Origin of the sequence: Wenzhouxiangella sp. XN201 (assembly GCF_011008905.1) — a bacterium.
Lineage (GTDB): Bacteria > Pseudomonadota > Gammaproteobacteria > Xanthomonadales > Wenzhouxiangellaceae > Wenzhouxiangella.
Map to the genome: position 1 here is coordinate 1,737,077 of NZ_JAAIVI010000017.1, position 20,611 is coordinate 1,757,687.

14 protein-coding genes and 2 tRNA genes are annotated in these 20,611 nt (G+C 62.9%); 5 read left to right on the forward strand and 11 right to left on the reverse strand.

Annotated features, from left to right (window positions below; all coding sequences use genetic code 11):
* Positions 1-9: 9 nt before the first annotated feature.
* The 3 genes from guaA to G4Y73_RS08210 all read right to left on the reverse strand — a co-directional run bounded on the left by guaA (position 10) and on the right by G4Y73_RS08210 (position 3,751).
* On the reverse strand, positions 10-1,617 hold the full coding sequence (guaA, locus tag G4Y73_RS08200; protein ID WP_164231058.1) for a glutamine-hydrolyzing GMP synthase: 1,608 nt from the start codon (positions 1,615-1,617) through the stop codon (positions 10-12).
* Between the two features lie 103 nt (positions 1,618-1,720).
* Positions 1,721-3,178: an IMP dehydrogenase gene (gene guaB / locus G4Y73_RS08205; RefSeq protein WP_164231059.1), complete on the reverse strand. Its 1,458-nt coding sequence runs from the start codon at positions 3,176-3,178 to the stop codon at positions 1,721-1,723.
* A gap of 213 nt (positions 3,179-3,391) precedes the next feature.
* Positions 3,392-3,751: an iron-sulfur cluster assembly accessory protein gene (locus G4Y73_RS08210; protein WP_164231060.1), complete on the reverse strand. Its 360-nt coding sequence runs from the start codon at positions 3,749-3,751 to the stop codon at positions 3,392-3,394.
* Between the two features lie 56 nt (positions 3,752-3,807).
* Here G4Y73_RS08210 and asnS point away from each other — a divergent pair, with 56 nt between their 5' ends.
* A complete protein-coding gene (gene asnS, locus G4Y73_RS08215) occupies positions 3,808-5,208 on the forward strand; it encodes an asparagine--tRNA ligase (RefSeq protein ID WP_164231061.1) in 1,401 nt (466 codons plus the stop codon).
* Between the two features lie 268 nt (positions 5,209-5,476).
* Entirely contained in the window at positions 5,477-8,425 is a 2,949-nt protein-coding gene (locus G4Y73_RS08220) for an Ig-like domain-containing protein (RefSeq protein WP_164231062.1), read from the forward strand.
* Between the two features lie 82 nt (positions 8,426-8,507).
* On the opposite strand, the gene G4Y73_RS08225 is transcribed toward G4Y73_RS08220, so the two are convergent.
* The 3 genes from G4Y73_RS08225 to G4Y73_RS08235 are packed head-to-tail and all read right to left on the reverse strand — an operon-like array spanning position 8,508 to position 12,088.
* Entirely contained in the window at positions 8,508-10,535 is a 2,028-nt protein-coding gene (locus G4Y73_RS08225; protein WP_164231063.1) for a sensor domain-containing diguanylate cyclase, read from the reverse strand.
* A 40-nt stretch (positions 10,536-10,575) separates the two neighbouring features.
* On the reverse strand, positions 10,576-11,178 hold the full coding sequence (locus tag G4Y73_RS08230; protein WP_164231064.1) for a biliverdin-producing heme oxygenase: 603 nt from the start codon (positions 11,176-11,178) through the stop codon (positions 10,576-10,578).
* 4 nt (positions 11,179-11,182) lie between these two features.
* A complete protein-coding gene (locus G4Y73_RS08235) occupies positions 11,183-12,088 on the reverse strand; it encodes an AEC family transporter (protein ID WP_164231065.1) in 906 nt (301 codons plus the stop codon).
* 67 nt (positions 12,089-12,155) lie between these two features.
* Here G4Y73_RS08235 and G4Y73_RS08240 point away from each other — a divergent pair, with 67 nt between their 5' ends.
* Positions 12,156-12,731: a glutathione S-transferase family protein gene (locus G4Y73_RS08240; protein WP_164231066.1), complete on the forward strand. Its 576-nt coding sequence runs from the start codon at positions 12,156-12,158 to the stop codon at positions 12,729-12,731.
* Between the two features lie 165 nt (positions 12,732-12,896).
* On the forward strand, positions 12,897-14,726 hold the full coding sequence (locus G4Y73_RS08245; protein WP_164231067.1) for a DUF885 domain-containing protein: 1,830 nt from the start codon (positions 12,897-12,899) through the stop codon (positions 14,724-14,726).
* Between the two features lie 407 nt (positions 14,727-15,133).
* Here the strand turns inward: G4Y73_RS08245 and G4Y73_RS08250 are convergent, their stop codons facing one another.
* Entirely contained in the window at positions 15,134-16,165 is a 1,032-nt protein-coding gene (locus G4Y73_RS08250) for a polysaccharide deacetylase family protein (protein WP_164231068.1), read from the reverse strand.
* 125 nt (positions 16,166-16,290) lie between these two features.
* Here G4Y73_RS08250 and G4Y73_RS08255 point away from each other — a divergent pair, with 125 nt between their 5' ends.
* A complete protein-coding gene (locus G4Y73_RS08255) occupies positions 16,291-17,730 on the forward strand; it encodes a sodium:solute symporter family protein (RefSeq protein ID WP_164231069.1) in 1,440 nt (479 codons plus the stop codon).
* Between the two features lie 419 nt (positions 17,731-18,149).
* Here the strand turns inward: G4Y73_RS08255 and G4Y73_RS08260 are convergent.
* From G4Y73_RS08260 to dnaJ, 4 genes are all read right to left on the reverse strand, one after another.
* A tRNA-Glu gene (locus G4Y73_RS08260) sits at positions 18,150-18,225 on the reverse strand.
* A 38-nt stretch (positions 18,226-18,263) separates the two neighbouring features.
* Positions 18,264-18,339: transfer RNA gene (locus G4Y73_RS08265), tRNA-Ala, on the reverse strand.
* Between the two features lie 59 nt (positions 18,340-18,398).
* Positions 18,399-19,136 (reverse strand): 4-hydroxy-tetrahydrodipicolinate reductase, encoded by a 738-nt coding sequence (gene dapB, locus G4Y73_RS08270; RefSeq protein ID WP_164231070.1) that lies wholly within the window; start codon positions 19,134-19,136, stop codon positions 18,399-18,401.
* A 214-nt stretch (positions 19,137-19,350) separates the two neighbouring features.
* A complete protein-coding gene (gene dnaJ, locus G4Y73_RS08275; protein WP_164231071.1) occupies positions 19,351-20,472 on the reverse strand; it encodes a molecular chaperone DnaJ in 1,122 nt (373 codons plus the stop codon).
* Positions 20,473-20,611: the final 139 nt, after the last annotated feature.

The window sequence follows — 20,611 nt, forward strand, 5'->3', positions numbered from 1 at the left end:
CTCGCCTGATCACTCCCACTCGATCGTCGCCGGCGGTTTGCCCGAGATGTCATAGACCACGCGCGAGACGCCGTCGCATTCGTTGATGATGCGGCGCGAGACATGGTCGAGAAAGTCGTGGTCGAGGTAGGCCCAGCGGGCGGTCATGAAGTCGATGGTTTCGACTGCCCGCAATGCGATGACGTATTCGTAGCGACGCGCATCACCGACCACGCCGACGGACTTGACCGGCAGGAACACGGCGAAAGCCTGGCTGACCTGGTCGTAGAGGCCTGCCTTCCTGAGTTCGGAAATGAAGATATGGTCGGCCTTCTGTAGCGGTTCGACGTATTCGGGTTTGACCTCGCCGAGGATGCGCACGCCCAGGCCCGGTCCCGGGAAGGGATGGCGCATGACCAGCGACTTGGGCAGGCCCAGTTCGACGCCGATCTTGCGCACTTCGTCCTTGAAAAGCTCCCGGAGCGGCTCGACCAGCTTGAGGTTCATGTCCTCGGGCAATCCGCCGACGTTGTGGTGCGACTTGATGACCTTGGCCTTGCCGGTCTTGGCCCCGGCCGATTCGATTACGTCGGGATAGATCGTCCCCTGCGCCAGCCAGCCGGCTTCCTGGTGACTTCTGGCGGCGGCGTCGAAGACCTTGATGAACTCGCGGCCGATGATCTTGCGCTTTTCTTCCGGGTCGGCCACGCCGGCCAGTGCGTTCATGAATTGATCGCGCGCATCGACGCGCTCGACCCGCACACCCAGGTGCTCGGCAAAGATCGCCATGACTTCGTCGCCTTCCTGAAAACGCAACAGGCCGGTGTCGACGAAAATGCACAGCAGTTGATCGCCGATCGCCTCGTGCAGGAGTGCGGCGACCACCGATGAATCGACCCCACCGGACAGGCCCAGCAGCACAGAGTCCTTGCCGACCTGTTCGCGCACCCGCTCGATCTGGTCGTCGATGATCGCTTCCGTGGTCCAGGTGGCCTCGCAACCACAGATATCGTGCACGAAACGCTCGAGAATGCGCCGGCCCTGGCTGGTGTGGGTCACTTCCGGGTGGAACTGCAGACCGTAGAGCCGTTGGTCCTCGTTGGCCATGCCGGCAATCGGTGCCGACGGGGTCGTACAGGTGGTCACGAAACCATCCGGCAGGCCGCTGACCTTGTCGCCGTGGCTCATCCAGACCTCGAGCAGGCCCTGGCCGTCGGCGACGCGGTCCTCGATGCCGGCGAACAATCGCCCGGGCTCGCTCAGCGCGACTTCGGCGTAGCCGAATTCCTTTTCGTCAGAAGGGCTGACCGCCCCGCCGAAGTGTGCGGCCATGGCCTGCATGCCGTAGCAGATACCGAGTACCGGCACGCCCAGATCGAACACCAGCGGCGGGATACGCGGGCTGTCGTCGAAAGCCACCGACTCCGGCCCGCCGGAGAGAATCACGCCGCTGGCGCCGAAGTCACGAATGGCTTCATCTCCCACGTCAAAGGGCATGATCTCGGAATAGACCCCGATCTCGCGCACCCGGCGGGCGATGAGCTGGGTGTACTGGGATCCGAAGTCGAGGATCAGGATGCGGTGGCGATGAATATCGGGACTCGGGGCTCGGGACTCGGGACTCGGGACTCGGCTCATATCAGTTGCTCATAGAATTCTTCTTAGTCGGCCCGGCTCAGTGCCGCTCGAATCGTGCGAGGTCCCGGATAACCGCGTTCGCGGTTTCCGGGACGACAGGGGATTAGCCCAGCTTGTAATTCGGTGCTTCCTTGGTGATTGAAACATCATGCGCGTGCGACTCGCGGACGCCATTGGCCGAAATTCTCACGAAGCGCGGGCGGGTGCGCATTTCCTCGATGCTGGCGCAACCGACGTAACCCATGGCCGCGCGCAGGCCGCCCATGAGCTGGTGCACCACCCCGCTGATCGGGCCCTTGTAGGGCACGCGGCCCTCGATGCCTTCGGGCACCAGCTTGTCAGCATCGGCCTCGGCCTGGAAGTAGCGGTCCTTGGAGCCTTTCTCCATCGCGCCGAGTGAACCCATGCCGCGATAGCTCTTGTAGGAACGACCCTGGTAAAGCTCGACTTCGCCCGGGGCTTCCTCGGTACCGGCCAGCAGTCCGCCGATCATCACGCTCGAGGCGCCGGCCGCCAGTGCCTTGGCCACGTCGCCGGAGAAGCGGATACCGCCATCGGCGATTACCGGCACATCGTGCTTGAGCAGCGCTTCGGAAGCGGCCGCCACGGCGCTGACCTGCGGCACGCCGATGCCGGCGACGACCCGGGTGGTGCAGATCGATCCGGGACCCTGCCCGATCTTGACGCCGTCGGCGCCGGCATCGGCCAGCGCACGGGCGCCGTCGGAGGTCGATACGTTGCCGCCGATCACCTGCACGTCGGGATAGGTCTTCTTGACCCACTTGATGCGCTCGAGTACCCCTTTGGAGTGGCCATGGGCCGTGTCGACCACCACGATGTCGATGCCGGCCGCGACCAGCGCCTGAATCCGGTCCTCGGTATCGCCGCCGGTACCGACAGCCGCCCCGACCAGCAGTTGCTCGGCTGAATCCTTGGCGGCATTGGGGAAGTCGCGCGACTTCTGGATGTCCTTAACGGTGATCAGGCCCTTGAGCTCGAAATTAGCGTTGACCACCAGCACCTTCTCGATCCGGTGCTTGTGCAGCAACTCGAGCACTTCGTCCTGGCTGGCACCTTCCTGCACGGTGACCAGCTTGTCCTTGCGCGTCATGATGTTGCGCACCGGATCGTCGAGCTTCTTCTCGAAGCGCATGTCGCGGCTGGTGACGATGCCGACCAACTCGTTGCCGTCGACCACCGGCACGCCCGAGATGTTGTGCCGGCGGGTCAGCTCGATGACCTCGCGAATGGTGGTCTGCGGATCGACCGTGAACGGGTCCTTGATCACGCCGGCCTCGTATTTCTTGACGATGCGCACCTGCTCGGCCTGGCGCTCGATATTCATGTTCTTGTGGATGATGCCCACGCCGCCGGCCTGGGCCATGGCGATGGCCAGCCGCGCCTCGGTGACGGAGTCCATGGCCGCCGAAGCCAGGGGAATATTGAGCTTGAGATCGCGCGTGATGCGGGTGGACAGGTCGACGTCCTTGGGCAGGAGCTCCGAGTAGTCCGGAACCAATGAAACGTCGTCAAAAGTCAGGGCTTCTTCGATCAAACGCATGTTGGCGGGCTCCGGCGGGTAAATCCCACCATTTTACACCGTGCGCTCGGTTGCACCAAACCTTTCTGAAACCACGGAAGACACGGAAATCACGGAAGTTCTGGAATTTACGAACCTAACAGCGCGATGCGACAGCACCTCGATACCCGAAATTTCCAAAATTCCGTGCTTTCCGTGCTTTCCGTGGTTCCGCATTCAAGGCGGGAGATGTTGCTACTTGCCGACGGTGAAACTCTCTCCACAGCCACATTCCCCGGTCACATTGGGATTGCGGAAGCGGAACTCGCGCACCAGCCCCTCGTTGACGAAATCCACCGTGGTGCCGGCGACCATGGGCATGGCCTTGTCGGAGACGAGGACCTTCAGGCCTTCCTGCTCGAAGACGTGATCGGACTCGTCGACCTCGTGCGCCAGGCCGACATCGTAGGCGTAGCCCGAACAGCCGGTGCGGCGGATATCGACGCGCAGGCCGATGCCGCCATCCCGGGTCAGGAATTCACGCACACGCTCGACTGCCGATTCGGTGAGAAGAATGCCGGTTTTGCTCGCGTTTTCTTGGGTTGCCGTTGCCATGTTGGGTATTATTGCGGCTCGCTCGTCGCGATTCAATGAAAAGGATTCTCAAAATCATGCAGACTGCCAGCATCAAGAAGGTGCTCGGCGGCGAAATCGCCGTCGGCTCGGAAGTGACCGTCCAGGGTTGGGTTCGCACCCGCCGCGACTCCAAGGCCGGGTTTTCCTTCATCCACCTCAACGACGGTTCGACCCAGGGTAATCTGCAGCTGGTGGCCGACCAGGCACTGGCCAATTACGAAGAGGAGATTCGCCATCTGACCTCGGGTTGTTCGCTCATCTGCCGCGGCAGCGTGGTCGAATCCAAGGGCCGCGGCCAGTCGCTCGAGATTCAGGCCGGGGAAATCGAGGTGATCGGCTGGGTGGCCGACCCCGACACCTACCCGGTTCAGCCCAAGAAGCACAGCTTCGAGTTCCTGCGCAGCATCGCTCACCTCAGGCCGCGCACCAACACCTTTGGCGCGGTCACCCGCGTGCGCCACGCCGCCGCCCGCGCCATCCACGAGTTTTTCGACGAGCAGGGCTATTACTGGGTCAATACGCCCATCATCACCTCGTCCGACGCCGAGGGAGCCGGCCAGCTCTTCCGGGTTTCGACACTGGATCTGATGAACCTGCCCAGGCGCGACGACGGCAAGGTCGACTTCGGTGAGGATTTCTTCGGACGTGAAGCCTTCCTGACCGTGTCCGGCCAGCTCAATGTCGAGGCTTACTGCCTGGCCATGAGCAAGGTCTACACCTTCGGCCCGACCTTCCGGGCGGAAAACTCCAACACCGCCCGCCACCTGGCCGAGTTCTGGATGGTCGAGCCGGAGGTCGCCTTCGCCGATCTCGACGACCTGGCCGACCTGTCCGAGGATTTCCTCAAGGCCGTGTTCACGCGCGTGCTCGAGCGCTGCGGCGAGGACATGGCATTTTTCGCTGAACGCATCGAACCCGAGGCCGTCACGCGCCTGGAGCGGCTCGTCAAGACCGAGTTCGTGCAGATGGCCTACGCCGAGGCCATCGACATCCTCAAGGCCTCCGGCAAGAAATTCGAATACCCCGCCGAATGGGGCCTGGACCTGCAGACCGAGCACGAACGCTTCCTGACCGAACAGCACTGCAAGGCGCCGGTCGTGGTCAAGAACTACCCCGACGAGATCAAGGCCTTCTACATGCGCCTGAACGACGACGGCAAGACCGCCGCCGCGATGGACGTGCTCGCCCCCGGAATCGGCGAGATTATCGGCGGCTCGCAGCGCGAGGAACGCCTGGACGTGCTCGAGCGCCGCATGGCCGAGCATGACCTGAACGCCGAAACCTACAGCTGGTACATCGACTTGCGCCGCTACGGCACCGTCCCGCATGCCGGTTTCGGTCTGGGATTCGAGCGCCTGATGAATTACATCACCGGACTCTCCAATATCCGCGACGTCATTCCCTTTCCGCGGACGCCGGGGCACGCGCCGTTCTAACCCAATTCCTTGCCTCGTCGTCCCGGATAGCTGCTGGCGCAGCTTCCGGGATGACGAATATGAGGGACAGCAGAGTGGAACCCCCTTCCACCACCCCATCAAATCCCCGACACCATTATTTGACATACTTCACATTTCTGGTATAAATTCCCGCTAAGTTGCGTCATTTCCGGCTCGAAAGGTGGATTCGGCCGGGACTGTTGCAATGCCCGCGGGCCCAAGTGCCAGAGGGGATTTGAAGCATTTCAACTGAAAAAAGGGGATCACCATGTCTGTCAATCTGCCCGTACGGGCCCTGCAGTCCGTTCGCAGGACCTCCGCTACTCTGACCTACGCATTCCTGGCCAGCTGCCTGATGGCGTTCACCGTCTCGGCCGTAGCGCAAGACTACGAGCCAGTCGATTACCTGGGTCACAACACCGCGGTGAGCGTGGCCAACGGCCAGATCGGCATTACCGTGCCCGAATCGATCAACCTCGGAGATTTCCTGATCGCCCAGATTGCCTTTACCGGCGGCAGCAGCGTCAATATCACCGATGTACCCGAAGACTGGCAGCTGCTGGTTCGCGAGGATCGCGATAACGCCCTCGGCCACGCCGTGTTCTACCAGATCGTCGGCAATCCCGGCACGATCCCGGCACCGGGCACGGCCTTCCAGTGGGTGTTCGACCAGGATATCTCCGCCATCGGCGCCATCACCCGGTACTCGGGGGTGGACTTCAACAACCCGGTCCAGGCCATCGCCTCCGAGCACGGCAACAGCACCGCGATGAAGGTTCCAGGCGTGGATGTGCCCGACCCGGGCAACGTCATCAATCTCTACTCGATCGGCGCGGTTGCGGACGTCAGAAAGCCCGGATCGACGACGCTGCGTTACAACGTCAACAATCCCGACCCGGTCACGGTCGCCCTGCGCGACTACCGGGTCGACGATGCCCCGACTTCCACCGGTAACGACGTCGTCCTGGGCTTTGCCGACGGCTCTCCGCCCTGGATCACCCACACCGTGGCCGTGCGCGCTCGCGTCGGTTCGCTCACCGACCCGTTCAACAGCCTGATCAGCGCCGACCCGATCGAGATCACTGCCGACGGCGCATCGACCTCGACGATCACCGTCCAGGCCCGCGATTCGGACGGCAACAACATCAGCACCGGCGGCGCCACAGTCATCATCGAAACCGATGCCGGCACCCTGCTCGGATCGGTCGTCGACAACGGCGACGGCACTTACACCCAGCAGCTTCAGTCATCGACGACCGCCGACACCGCCACCGTCACGGGCACCATTTACGGATTCGATATCGAAGGTTCGGCCACGGTGAATTTCGTCGCCGGTGCAGCCGACGCCCAGGGTTCCACGATTTCCGCAGCCGACAGCCAATTGCCGGCCGACGGCGCTTCGAGTACCGCCATTACCGTCCAGGTGCGCGATGAGTTCGGCAACCCGGTCGCCGCGGCCGGCTTGCCCGTCGAACTGTCCACGACGCTGGGCAGCCTGGGCTCGGAATCCGGCGTGACCGACGGCGACGGCCGCTTCCAGACCAGCCTGACCTCATCGATAACAACCGGCTTGGCCGAAATCACCGGCACACTGGACAGCGCCGCCATCGGCAACACCGCCAGCGTCGAGTTCGTCGACTCCAACATCGATCCGCTGGAATCCACCATCACCGCCGCCGCCAGCCAGTTGACTGCCAACGGCACCGACAGCACCACCGTCACCGTGCAGTTGCGCGATGCCAGCGGCGCTGTAGTTGAGAAAGCCGGCGTCGATGTAGAGGTCTTTGCCGAGCTTGGATCGCTGGCCCCCGCCAGCGGTCAGACCGACGCCAATGGACAGTTCAGCACCACGCTCACCGCCCCGACCACAGCCGGTATCGACACCATTTCCGGCCGGGTGCTGGGTGATGACATCGGCAACACCGCCCAGGTCGAGTACGTGGCCGGTGCGGCAACACGGCTGCGCTTTGCTCAGCAACCAGCCGACGGCCAGGCCGGCGTACCGTTTTCCACGGCTATCGAAGTCGTAGACGCAAATGGCAACCGGGTTGGAAGCGCCAGCAACAGCATCACCGTTCAGCTCACGCAAGCCGGCGATGCCACCCTGTCGGGCACACTCACCGTTTCGGCAGTCAACGGCCTGGCCAGCTTCAGCGACCTGAGCATCGATCTGGTCGGTAACTACTCGCTTACCGCCAACACCTCGGGCCTGACCGCGGCGGTCTCCGATTCGTTCCGCATCGACGCCGGAGCGGTCTCCGGCACCAACAGCGAGATCAGCGCGGATCCGGGCCAAGTCATCGCCAACGGCGCTTCGTCCGCCACCATCACCGTTCAGGCACAGGACGCCTTCGGCAACCCGGCCTCCGAGCCCGGTCATGCCGTCACCGTGTCAACCACGCTGGGTACACTGGCCGATACCAGCGGCACGACCGATGCCAATGGCCAGTTCATCACCACGCTGACCTCCTTGGCGACGGGTACCGCCACGGTTTCCGGCACCTTGGCAAGCGAAGCCATCAGCAACACGGCCACCGTGGACTTCGTTGACACCGTCGTCGAGGCAAGCTCGTCCTCCATCGAGGCCGCCGACGACGAGCTGGAAGCCGATGGTATTTCCAGCACCGCCGTCACCGTGCAAGTCCGTGATGCCGACGGCGAGCCGATGGCTGAATCCGGCCTGCCGGTCACCTTGTCGACCACGCTGGGCACGCTGAGCGACACCAGCGGCACGACCGATGCCAATGGCCAGTTCATCACCACACTGACTTCCGAGACCGCCGTGGGCACGGCCGAGATCACCGGCACCCTTGATGGCAACCCCATTGGCAACACCGCCAGCGTGGTGTTCGTGCAGACCTCTGGAGACGTGGGTGTGGCCTCAGCCCTGGCATTCCAAACACAGCCGGCCAACAGCGTCCAGGATTTTCCGGTACGCGGCCCGGTCATCGTGGAGTTCGTGGATGAGTTCGGCGATCCGGTACTGGATTACGACGCCAATATCACCATCGAAATCATCGATGGTCCCGCAGGTGCCACACTGAGCGGAACGACGACGCTCTTGTCGGAAGACGGCTTCGCCATATTCTCCGACCTGAGGCTCGACATGCTGGGCCAGTACCAGCTTAGAGCCACATCGCAGAGCATTGCGCCAGTCGATTCCAGCTTGTTCCTCGTACGCGAAGACGGCCTGCTGCACGACCGCTTCCAGGAATAAGCCCGCAAGGCGCAAGATGGACAGGGCCACCCGGACTTCGGGTGGCCCGAACCCACGCATCACCAGCGAAAGCGACCCTTAGCTAATCCCCCGCAATTTCCACCCGATTTCGGCCACCCTCCTTGGCATCGTACAGGGCGAGGTCGGCGCGCTTGAGCAGATCCCGACGCTGCTCGTTTTCTCCGTGTACGGCCACGCCGAAGCTGGCAGTCACCGGGCCGTAGTCATGGATCAACAGGGCCTCGATTGCCACGCGCAATCGTTCAGCCAGGCAAGTCGCGCCCTCGAGGGCGGTATTGGCCGCCAGCACGATGAATTCCTCACCGCCCCAGCGGCCCACGTGATCGGTGTCGCGCAGCTGGGCCGAGACGGACCGTGCGACCGCCACAAGCACTTCATCACCGGCGTCATGTCCCCAGGTGTCGTTGAAGCGCTTGAAGTGATCAATATCGAACATGATCACCGCGCAATGCCGGCCGTAGCGTTCAGCCATCGAGATTTCATGGTCGATGGCCTCCTCCATCCGATAACGATTCCACAGCCCCGTGAGATGGTCACTGGTGGCCAGGCGCTCGAGCCGCTGATTGAGCCGGCTGATCTCACCGGCGGCGATCAGCACCGCCAGGTCGCTGGCCAGGTCAGTGACGGCGCGCAGTTCCACCGGCCGCCACGGGGCGCTCTGCCCGCGCACGGTCTCCTTCCAGGATTCGAAGCTCTGGCGCGGCGACAGCCGGCCGCTTTCCCGGTCGACGGCCTTTTCGGGGTTACCCGCCCAGACTCGGGTTTCCGCCTTTTCCGGCCGAAAGAACAGCAGCCAGGCGTGGCGCGGGTTTCGTATCGGCAGCGGGACGGCCAGCATCCCGGCGGCCCGGACGGGTTGGCAAAGCGCCGCCAGGCCGGTTCGACCCAATTCGTTTGATGACCAGGCCAGCTCACCCGAATGATGCTTGCCCAGCCAGTCGACGATGGCTTCGATGGACTCGGCATCCGGCACCTTGCCCACGGTGGCAACCCGATCTCCGGCCAACAGCACCGCCCCACCGGCTCGAAAGACCTCCAGCCAGGCGGGTCCGTGCCGCGCCACAATGTCTTCCGGCTCCGAGAATTCCCCGCGCTGATCGACCAGCATGTCGCGACTGTCGTTGGCCCGCTGAATCAGTACGGCTTCCTCACGGGCCTGAATCAGTTCAAGCTGGAAGCAGGCCGTCTGGACCATGGCACGCAGGCCGTCGCGCAAGGCCGGCGGCAACACATTGGGCGACACGGCATGGCAGGCCAACAACCCCCACAAACGGCGATCCAGGTGCAATGCAATCGACATCGACGCCGCCACACCCATGTTGGCCAGATACGTGGCATGAATGGGTGCAACCGCTCGGAGTATGCCGCGAGAAAGATCGAGGGGCGAGTCGTCAACCGGGTCGATCGCCGGCACCAGCGGAACGGCTTCGGCGCTTGCATCCGGGATATCGCGCACGCGTTTGATGCTATAGAGACGACGCACCTGCGCAGGAATGTCGCTGGCCGGAAAGTGATGGCCGAGATAACTGTTGGCACCCTCAGAGAGACTTTCGGCGACGACGCTGCCATTCCAGTCCTCATCGAACTGGTAGACCATCACCCGATCGTAGCCGGCCAGATCACGCACCAGGGCAACCAGCGCCCCGAGCAGGCCGTCACGCGTCTTGTAACCGGACAACTCGGTCTGCCAGTCAGCCAGGGCACCAAAAAGCCAGCGTTCAGGATGGCCAGACATCGGTTCGAGTTCAGCCACCACGCGTGAACCACTGCGATAGGGCAGCAGACGAAAACGCCGCGCCCGACCGCCAATACGCAGCGATACCATCAGCGCGCCGTAGCGATTGGGTGAATCGAGCTGGGTGCGGATCTGATCGAGCCAGCGGCGAGTCAACAGGCGCTCGGGGGTCATGGCTAGCGCATCCTCGACCGCCACACCGACAATGGATTCGAGATTGGCGCTGACCTGGCGCACCCGCTGGAGATTTTCATCCATGGCGATCAGCGCGCCGTGCGGCTGAATCGCTCCCGGGATATGCACCGGCTCTCGCTCACAGGCTTCGAGCGCGGATTGAAGTTCCCGCTCGTCCATGTTCCCTATTTCTCTCGATGCGCCGCCACTGGCAGCCAATTTATCGCATTTCGACGTCGCGTTTCCCGCATGCAAAGGCATCCAGGTCGGCCTTGTAGGCGGCAAATGCTGCTCGAGCGCTTGCGACAGCTTGCTCGAGAGCTGCATGACTTTCCAGTTCGCGTTCGAGGGTCGCCAGCAAGGTCTTGTGGTCGTCCGAAATTGTGGCCTGACCGAAAAATCGACACGGTACGGTATCGCACAGACTGGATTGGACGCACCTCGCAATCACCGCACTGCCCTGACGCGATCCCTCCAGCACGTAAACCCTGCCCCACCAGGTCGCACGGTCTTCCGACGGGTCCGGCGGGGTTTGCGGGATCGGGGGAACGGACCAGCCCAATTCGCGCAGATCCGCTTCCAGTCGCTCGACACGCGCAGACAATTCAAATGCCGACTCGGCATGCTGCGGGCTTTCATGAACCAGTCGTTCAAGCTGGGCGTGCGGACGGTACAAGGCCGCCAGTGACTCCGCGTACTGATCATGCCTGAGATCCGGGCCAAGCAAGCGCTGCAGCAGCGGGTGATGGTCGAGCTGGTGGTGGGCCGCCGCCGTCGCCCGGCGCAGTCTTCTGTGTGCCTGCCCCCGTTGCTGCATGGTCATGGCATCACGATAACAGCCGCATGGCCAGCAGGTACCACATTGGAACCGTTGCGGCCGACAACAGGACACCCCAGGCCACCAGGGCCGAAGCCAGCGGCGGCGCCAGCCGAGCCGATGACAACAGTGCCGCGGCGGTAATCATCGGCGGCATCGACGCTTCCAGCAATGCCACCCGGGCAATATCCGGGCGAGTATCCAGCAGCAGAATGATCCCCAGTGCCACCGCCGGGAGGATCAGCAGCTTGCTGAGCAGGCCGATGACCAGCGGCCGGCGGTACTCGGGCACGAGCCGCAGGCGCAGGCTCATGCCGATGGCCAGGGTCACCAGCGGCAGCAGCATGTCGGCAAAATTGTCGGCCAGCGCCATCAGCCAGTCCGGAAACCAGGCATTGCCCAGCAAAAGCGCGCCGACCAGGGCGATGAAGGGCGGGAAAGTCGCAATCCTCTTGATCATGTCGCTCACCGCCGGGCGCTGCCCGCTGCCGAACCAGGCCAACACGAACAACGCATGCGTACACACGATCAGGAAGGAACCGAACTGATCATAGACCACGGCGTAGCGAACCGACTCGGCTCCCAGTAAGGCCTCGACCAGCGGAAAGCCCAGAAATGACGTATTGCCCAGTGGCAGCAGCAATAACAGGACGGCCACGGCCTCACGCGGCAGGTCCAGCCAGCGCGCCAACAAGAGCACCAGCACGATACTCACCGCCAGCAGGGCCCAGGGCACGATCACCAACGGCAGCAACGCCGTGCTGGCTTCCAGCGTAGGCACATGAATGAAGATCAGCGCCGGCAGGCACAGCATGATCACGACGCGGTTGAGCACTTCCGGCGCGCTGGCCGGAAACAGCGACGCCAGCAAACGCCCGACCACGATCAGGGAGATGATGACGAAATAGGCGGACATGGCCGCAAATCATACGGTAGATTGAGGACCATCAGCGCAGCAACCCCAAGACCCGGAGGACCGCCCGATGGCCACGCAACTCTACGGCACCTACACGTCTCCCTATGTTCGCCACTGCCGCATCGCGCTGGTCGAAACCGGACAGGACTTCGAACTGATCCAAACCGACTACGCACAAAGCGCCCGGCTGGCGCCGGCCAAGCGGGTGCCGTTCCTGAAAGTCGGCAACCGCGTTCTCAACGACTCCCTGTCGATCCTCAAATTCGTCCGCGAATCGGCCGGCCAGGATTTCCTGCCGAATATCGACGACTGCGATCTGTTCGCGCTGACCAACACCGCGCTGGACACCGCCATCAACCTGTTCCTGCTCGAGAAGGACGGCCTCACGCCGGAGCAAAGCGGCTATCTCGGCCGCCAGAGCGAACGCGTTCGCGACACGCTCGACGCCCTGGACAGTTTTGCCGCCACCCTGCCCGCGCAGTCGAGCCATTACACCGACGGCGAACTGCGCCTGGGCTGCTTCCTGGACTGGGGGCTATTCCGGAAGCGCATCAGCCTCACCGATCATCCCCGGCTCGAGAGCTTTCTTCAGCGCATGAGGACATACCCGGCGTTCGCCGACACCGCACCCACGACGGGCTGAAGCCGACTTTCCGGCCTGTCTGCCTGACCCGGTTTCCGGCTGCAGTCGGTCGGAGATGACATCGCGGCGTGCAATCTGAATACGGGGACAGCATGACTTTTGGCCGGTGTAATGACCGCCCCCCGCCGCTAAGCTTCGGACAAAAGACTGCAAGGACCGAATTTCATGTTCAAGAAGTTTCTCAAATGGGGCGGCATCAGTCTCGCCGCACTGATCGTCGCCGGCAGCCTGCTGTTCGTCAACTTCTGGTACTTCAAGCCGCTGTCGATCGACTGGTTCTACTCGCGTGCCTTCCTGAAGTTCAGCCTGCAGCAGCCGGAGATGCTGACCTCGCTGCGCATTCTCGACCAGTTCGGGATTCGCGGCCACAACGCCGAGCTGAGCGATGCCTCACCGCAAGCCGGTGAGGACATGCTGGCTTACTGGCGCGAAGAGCACGAGGTATTCAAGCGCTACGACCGCAGCGATTACGAGGGGCAGGATCTGCTGTCCTACGATGTATTCGATTTCTTCATGTCGAACCAGCTGGCCGAGGCCGACCGCTGGCGTTTTCACAATTTCCCGGTCAACCAGATGTTTGGCGTACAGAGCAACCTGCCCGACTTCATGGTGCAGCAGCACGTGGTCGAGGACGAGCTGGGCGCTGAGCACTACATTGCACGCCTGAATCAGTTCGACGAGAAGTTCGACGGCGTGCTGGAGGGACTTCGGGTGCGGGAAGAACGCGGCATCCTGCCGCCACGCTTTGCCGTGACCAAGGTCATCGACCAGATCGAGGGCTTTCTCGACAGCGCGCCAGAAGAACACCTGCTGGTGAGCAGCCTGGACGACAAATTAGCCGAAATCGATTCGTCGGAACTCGACGACAAGCGCCGCGATGAATTGCACGCGCAGGCCGTGAACGCCGTCGAACGATCGGTCTACCCGGCCTACGAGGAACTGCTGGCCTACCTGCGCGATCTCGAAACCAAGGCCACCAGCAACGGTGGTGTCTGGCGCCTGCCCGAGGGTGATGCGTTCTATCGCCAGGCTATCCGGCAGCACACCACCACCGACATGAGCGCCGACGAGATCCACGAAATCGGCCTGAGCGAAGTCGAACGCATCGGCCGCGAGATGGACGCCATTCTGCGTGCCGAAGGCCTCACCGAAGGCACGATCGGCGAACGCGTGCAGCAGCTTGCCAAGCGACCGGACCAGCTCTATCCCGACACCGAGGAAGGGCGCGAGCAGATCCTGGCCGACTACCAGGCGATCATCGACGAAATCGATCCGGCCATGGACGAATACTTCAACCTGCGGCCCGAAACCGGTGTGCAGGTCAAGCGCGTGCCGGAATTCGCCGAGGAAACATCGGCCGGCGCCTATTACCAACGGCCTTCGCTCGACGGCGAGCGCCCGGGCGTATTCTTCGCCAATTTGCGCGACGTCAGCGAGATCCCAAAATTCGGCATGCGCACCCTCGCCTACCACGAGGGCATCCCCGGCCATCATTTCCAGATCGCCATCACGCAGGAACTCGAGGGCATCCCCATGTTCCGGCGGCTGTTGCCGTTTACCGCCTATTCCGAAGGCTGGGCGCTGTACACCGAGCAACTGGCCTGGGAGATCGGCTTCCAGGACGATCCGCTCGACAACCTGGGGCGCCTGCAGGCCGAGATGTTCCGGGCCGTGCGTCTCGTCGTCGACACCGGCATGCACCACAAGCGCTGGTCGCGGGAAGAAGCCATCGACTACATGCTGGCCAACACCGGCATGGGCGAGGGCGAAGTGGAAGCCGAGATCGAGCGCTACCTGGTCATGCCCGGGCAGGCACTGTCCTACAAGGTGGGCATGATGAAGATCGTGGAGCTGCGCGAGCGCGCCCGGCGCGAACTGGGGGATGCGTTCAGCCTGCCGGAGTTTCACGACCAGATCCTGGGCCACGGCGCGCTGCCGCTAACCCTGCTCGAGCAAGTTGTCGACGACTGGATCGAGCGCAAGCGCTCGACGTAATTCCCGTCCTGCGGCTGGCTCACTCTCCGGGCCAGCCGCAGCCCTTCTAATCCGCGCAATCTGGAAAGATCAGTCGCGAGCGACTACCATGATCCCAGTTCAGGCAAGGACGAACCGCATGCGCTTCAGCCCGACGAAAATGGCTCTGGTTTTCTCCGCCGCCGCGCTGGTATCGGCTTGTGCAAGTACTTCACCTTCGGCGCCACAATTGGCCGAGGACAATACCCCCTGGTGGGAAACAGCCGGGCCTTGCCGTGTCTGGGTTCCGATCCAACCGCAACCCGGTCGCATGCCGGGCTGGGATCCCACGCCATCGACGTCGCGCATGTCACTACCTGGCGACTGTCGCGCGCTGGAGGCCGGCCTCCCCGACGGCGCGATGCTGATCACCTCGCCCTGAAGCATTTTCAGCGCAATTCTTCAATCCAGTCTGGCGGCGTCGGCTCGCCCCGGAAGATCTTGCGATCCATGTCGGCCGTAATAGCCCAGCGATGTAGCCAGGTGATGCCGGCCGGCCCGGTGTAGCCATCGATAGCCCGCGAGTAGGCTGGATGCTGGGTCGCCGATTCGATGTCCACCCAGCGGTAGCCCCGTTCGTACAGCGCATCCAGCAGGTCGCCCAGCCAATCTGCATTCAGCGCGTTGGCATGGATCAGCAACGTTTGGGGAATCAGTTCGCCAGCAATTTGGCGTGATTGATTCTCATAGAAATTAACCACTTCCAGCATGTATCTCACATAATCTTTACCCACGCGCCGCATCAGCACCTGGTCTCCGGCGTTCCAGGCGTTGGCATAGACATCGGCGTAGATCCACTCGCTATTGTCTATGCTGACCGGAGCGATCCGGTAGCCATGTGAATGCAGGAACTCCCGGGTTCTGTCCTGGACCTCAACAGACTCCCCGGCGTGCAGGAAGGGATGGCGGAACCACTTGAATTCGCGGCCGTGCGACTCGACCAGCGGTCGGCTCACGCGCTCGCCGCGCAGGACATCCTCAATCCATGCTTCCACTTCGACCCGATGCAGACTGAGGTGCGAGTAGCCGTGGTTACCCAAAGCCATGCCCGCATCGAGCCAGCGTTCCAGCAGGGCCACGCGATCATCGTCCACCTCGCTGTCAGTCTCGAGCTTGTTCTCGTTGACGAAACCAATTGCCGGCACGCCGCGCTCCACCAGCAGCGACAACAGTTCTTCAGTGATCCGCTGTTCCTGATCAAGCGTATGCCGGCCGGGCGGCCCGACCGGCAAATCGTCGATGGTGACGGACATCAGCCGTGGCGCATTGGCACTCGAAAGCGACGTGGCAATTGCATTGGCCTGCCACATAGTCAGGCAAGGGATCAGGAGCAGAACGACGACCAGCTTGAACAGGCATGGCAGACGGCAGGCAGGAAAGGCGAACGGTGGCCGGCAAAGCCGTCCGACGGAAACGATCAATTTGTTTCCCCATCTTGTTTTTGACTTGCCGCTAAAGTGTACCCTGATTCAGATACCCGGGCATCGACGATCACTCGGCAAGTACGTCGAATTGCGCCCACCCGACCAGACTACTGGAACTGCGTATGCCCGATCTTCAAATCCTCGTCCTGATCGTCTACTTCATCGTAATTTTCGCCGTGGGCGTGTATGCCACGCGCTTCATCGGCAACACCACGGATTTCCTGCTGGCCGGACGCCGGCTCGGGCTCCTGCTGGCCACAGCCACACTATGCGCGACGCATTTCGGCGGTGGCTTCGTGATGGGCTCGGGGGAATGGGGTTTCGACTACGGCCTGACGGGGATTGCCTACGCCGCCGGCGTCGGGCTGTCGCTGGTCGTACTGGGCCTGGTCGCGGCGCGCAGGATGCGCCGCCTGGCGATGTTTACCGTGCCCGACTTTCTGGCGCTGCGTTACAACAGCAATCTGGTTCGCGTCCTTGGGGCCCTGCTCTCGCTGGTGGCCATTATCGGCATCATCGGCGCCCAGGTCTGGGCAGCGCAAGGCGCACTCTCGATCATGGGCCTGGATCCCACCTGGGCGGCGATTGCCGCGACCGGCCTGTTCATCGTCTACACCGCCCTGTCGGGCCTGTGGGGCGTGACCCTGACCGATGCGGTGCAACTCGCCATCGTCTTCATCGGCGTGCCGGTAGCGGCCTTCATGGCGCTGGGCGAAGCCGGCGGTATCGACGGCATTCGGGCCGGCATCGAGGAGCTGGAACTGACGGTTTCCACCGATGCCTATTTCAGCCCGCTCGGGGCCGGCTTGGGCCTGGTGCTGGCCGCCATCGTGCCGACCATGATGTACACGCTGATCGGCCAGGATTTCTACCAGCGACTGTTTGCCGCCCGAGACGAGAATACCGCCCGGCGCGCGGCCATCCTGGCCGGACTGCTGCTGATCCTGTTTGCCGTCTTTCCGGTCATCACCGGCATGGCCGCCCGTGCGCTTTTCGGCGTCGAGATCGAAGCCGCCCAGGCCATTCCGAAACTGATCGCGGAAGTGCTGCCTGACTTTGCCGCGGCCATTGTTATAGCGGCGATCATCGGGGCCATCATGTCCACCGCCGACTCCCTGCTGATGGCCGGCACATCGCACGTGACCAACGATCTTTACGTCAAGGTCATCAATCCGGATGCCGAGATGGACAGCAGGCGATTGCTCGCCATGTCGCGCGTGGTCACGGTGATCATCGGCGTGCTGGCGCTCTGGATGGCGCTGGCCTTCGAGGCGATCATCGGCTTGCTGCTGATGTCCTACACGCTTTATGCCGCCGGCGTATTCATCCCGGTGGTTCTCGGTCTGTACTGGCGACGCGGCAATGCCGCCGGGGCTATTGCCGCGATCATCGGCGGTTCGGCCGTCGGCGTGGCTGGCGAGCTTGGCTGGGTCGAGTTTTCGGGACTGCCGGTGATTGGCGGCTTTCCGGTGATTGTCATCGGGGCGTTGGTTTCGCTGGTGTTGCATGTGGGGGTTTCGTTGTTGACGCCGGTGGGGGAGATTGATTCGGCGTTGGAGTGAAGGCCACGGCCGCCTGCCGCATTGAGCGGCATTCGACCGTCACGGGGATGGCTGACGCTTCGCGTCAGCGAGCTCGGGTCGTGGTGTCGTTATCGGTTGGAGGCCGCAGGGTAAGCTTAGAGAAGCTGATCGGAGGGAGCTGAGGCTACGTTCCATTGGGGGTTCATCCTGGCCACGGTCGCCTGCCGCGTTGAGCGGCATGCGACCGTCACGGGGATGGCTGAAACGCTTCGCGTTTCAGCGAGCTCGGGCCGCTTTGCGGCCCTCGGTTCGAACCCATACACGGGCGGCCGAAGACTTCACGACTTCGGAAAGGTACGAGGAATGCTAGTGTTTGTCGCTTCGGGTTGCTGGGTTCGATCCCATTGTGGGGACGCCACCATAAAAAAAGCCCGCGCGAAGGCGGGCTTTTTCTATGGTGGCGTCCCCACGGGGATTCGAACCCCGGTCGCTGCCGTGAAAGGGCAGTGTCCTAGGCCTCTAGACGATGGGGACTGAAAACGTCTTTCCGAGATGCTTTCAGAAACCTAATTTGGTGGAGCCAGGCGGGATCGAACCGCCGACCTCTACAATGCCATTGTAGCGCTCTCCCAGCTGAGCTATGGCCCCACGACAAGCCGGGCATTTTAGCCAAGGACCCTGGGGGTGTCAAACCTTTTTGGGCGGACTCAACGCGCGTCGAGTGCCAGGCTTGAGAAGTCCAGCATGCCGGCCGGGCAATCGATGATCCGACGGGCCGCCATCAGGGCGCCGCGGGCAAAGACGCGGCGGTCGGTCGAGCGATGGACCAGTTCCAGGCGTTCGCCGTCGGCCAGGAAATAGACGGTGTGCTCACCCGCCACGTCACCGCCACGAATGGCCTGAAAACCGATTTCCGAACGTTCCCGCCGATGTCGCTCCTGGCTGCGATCATGGACCGCGGCCTGCGCGAGATCGAGTCCACGTGCCTCGGCCACTGCCTCGCCCAACCAGATCGCGGTCCCCGAGGGGGCGTCGAGCTTGCGGCGGTGATGGGCCTCGAGTATCTCGATGTCGAAATCCTCGCCGAGCACCCCGGCGGCCTGGCGTGCAAGCCGGACCAGAAGGTTCACGCCCACGCTGAAATTGGCGGCCTGGCAGACGGGGATAACCGTCGCCGCTTCCTCCAACGAGATCTGCAGGTCCTTCTCCAGCCCCGTGGTGCCGGTCACCAGCGGGATACGCCGTCGCACGGCAAAGCGCAACACCTTCTCGAGCAGTTCGGGATGGGAGAAATCGACAATGACGTCGGCATCGACATCCGGCTCGAAGAAACGGCCTTGCGTCGCCTCGCCGGCCACGGCGAGATGTTCATCGGCTTCGATGGCGTCGAGAATCGCCCGGCCGACCGCACCGGTGGCACCGCTTAAAAGAATTTGCAGGCTCATGCAGCAAGATTACCGCATCCGAGTCGGCGCAGAAAGCTATGGCCCGTCAAAGCTGGAAATTTAGGGGCTCTTGGTTTCCTCTACGCCCGATCAAGCCTGTGCTTTCCCGAGACGTGCTAGATCCCGGGTCATCGCCTGAGCGATGACCGGGATGACAAAGTCGAGCGCTTCAACCAGATAACAAGCCAACCAGCCAACAAGCGAACATTTAAGTTCAGAAGCCCATTCGGTCGAAGAAACTCTTGACCCGGTCGGTCCAGCCGCTCGACTGGGGGCTCTGTTCCGGCTGGTCGTCGAGTGACTCCTGCAGTTGCTTGAGCAATTCTTTCTGGTCGCGCGAGAGATTGACCGGGGTCTCGACCTCGACCCGGCACAGCAGATCGCCGGACGAGCGCGAGCGAACCGACTGCACCCCCTTGCCGCGTAAACGGAAGACCTTGCCGGACTGCGTTTCGGGCGGAATCTTGAGAATGACCGAACCGTCGAGCGTGGGCACCTTGAGCTGGCCACCCAGCGCCGCGGTGGTGATGCTGATCGGCACCTCGAAGAACAGATCGTCGCCGTCGCGCTGGAACAGGGGGTGGGGACGGACCTGGACATCCACATAAAGATCACCGGCCATGCCGCCCTGCGCGCCGGCTGCGCCCTCGCCGCTCAGGCGAATGCGGTCGCCGGTATCGACGCCGGCCGGGATCTTGATCTGCAGGGTGCGGGTCTCGCGCACCTGGCCGGAACCATTGCAGTCATCGCAGGGATCCTTGATGGTGCGACCGCTGCCGCGACAGGCGGGGCAGGTCTGCTGGACTGAAAAGAAGCCCTGCTGCATACGGACCTGGCCCTGGCCGCCGCAGGTGGAACAGACGTCCAGGCGACCACTGCGCGAACCGGAGCCATCGCAGGTCTGGCACTCGCCCAGGGTCGGCAGGCTGACTTCCTTTTCGATCCCGGCGACGGCCTCTTCCAGGTCGAGCTCCAGGGTGTAGCGCAGGTCCTGGCCACGCCGTGATTGGCTCTGGCGGCGTCGGCCACCGCCGAAGATATCACCGAAAATGTCACCAAAGATGTCGTTGATATCACCGAAGCCGCCCTGCGCTCCGGCGCCGCCGCCCATGCCATTGACACCCGCATGGCCGAAGCGGTCGTAGGCGGCACGCTTTTGCTCGTCCTTGAGCACATCGTGCGCCTCGCGTACTTCCTTGAACTTGTTCTCGGCGTCGGGATCGTCCGGGTTGCGGTCCGGATGGTACTTGCGCGCCTTGCGCCGGTACGCCTTGCGGATCTCGTCGGTCGAGGCGTCGGGTGAAACGCCGAGAAGTTCGTAGTAGTCAGCGGGCATACCGGATCGTCATATCGTTGGTTCGTCGTCTGGTCGTCCCGGAATCGGCGTCAGCCGATGTCCGGAACCTCGCATTTGTCAGATGGCACTGGATTGTCGAATCACGGCTTCTGCAGCAGTGCGAAATTCCGGATCAGCG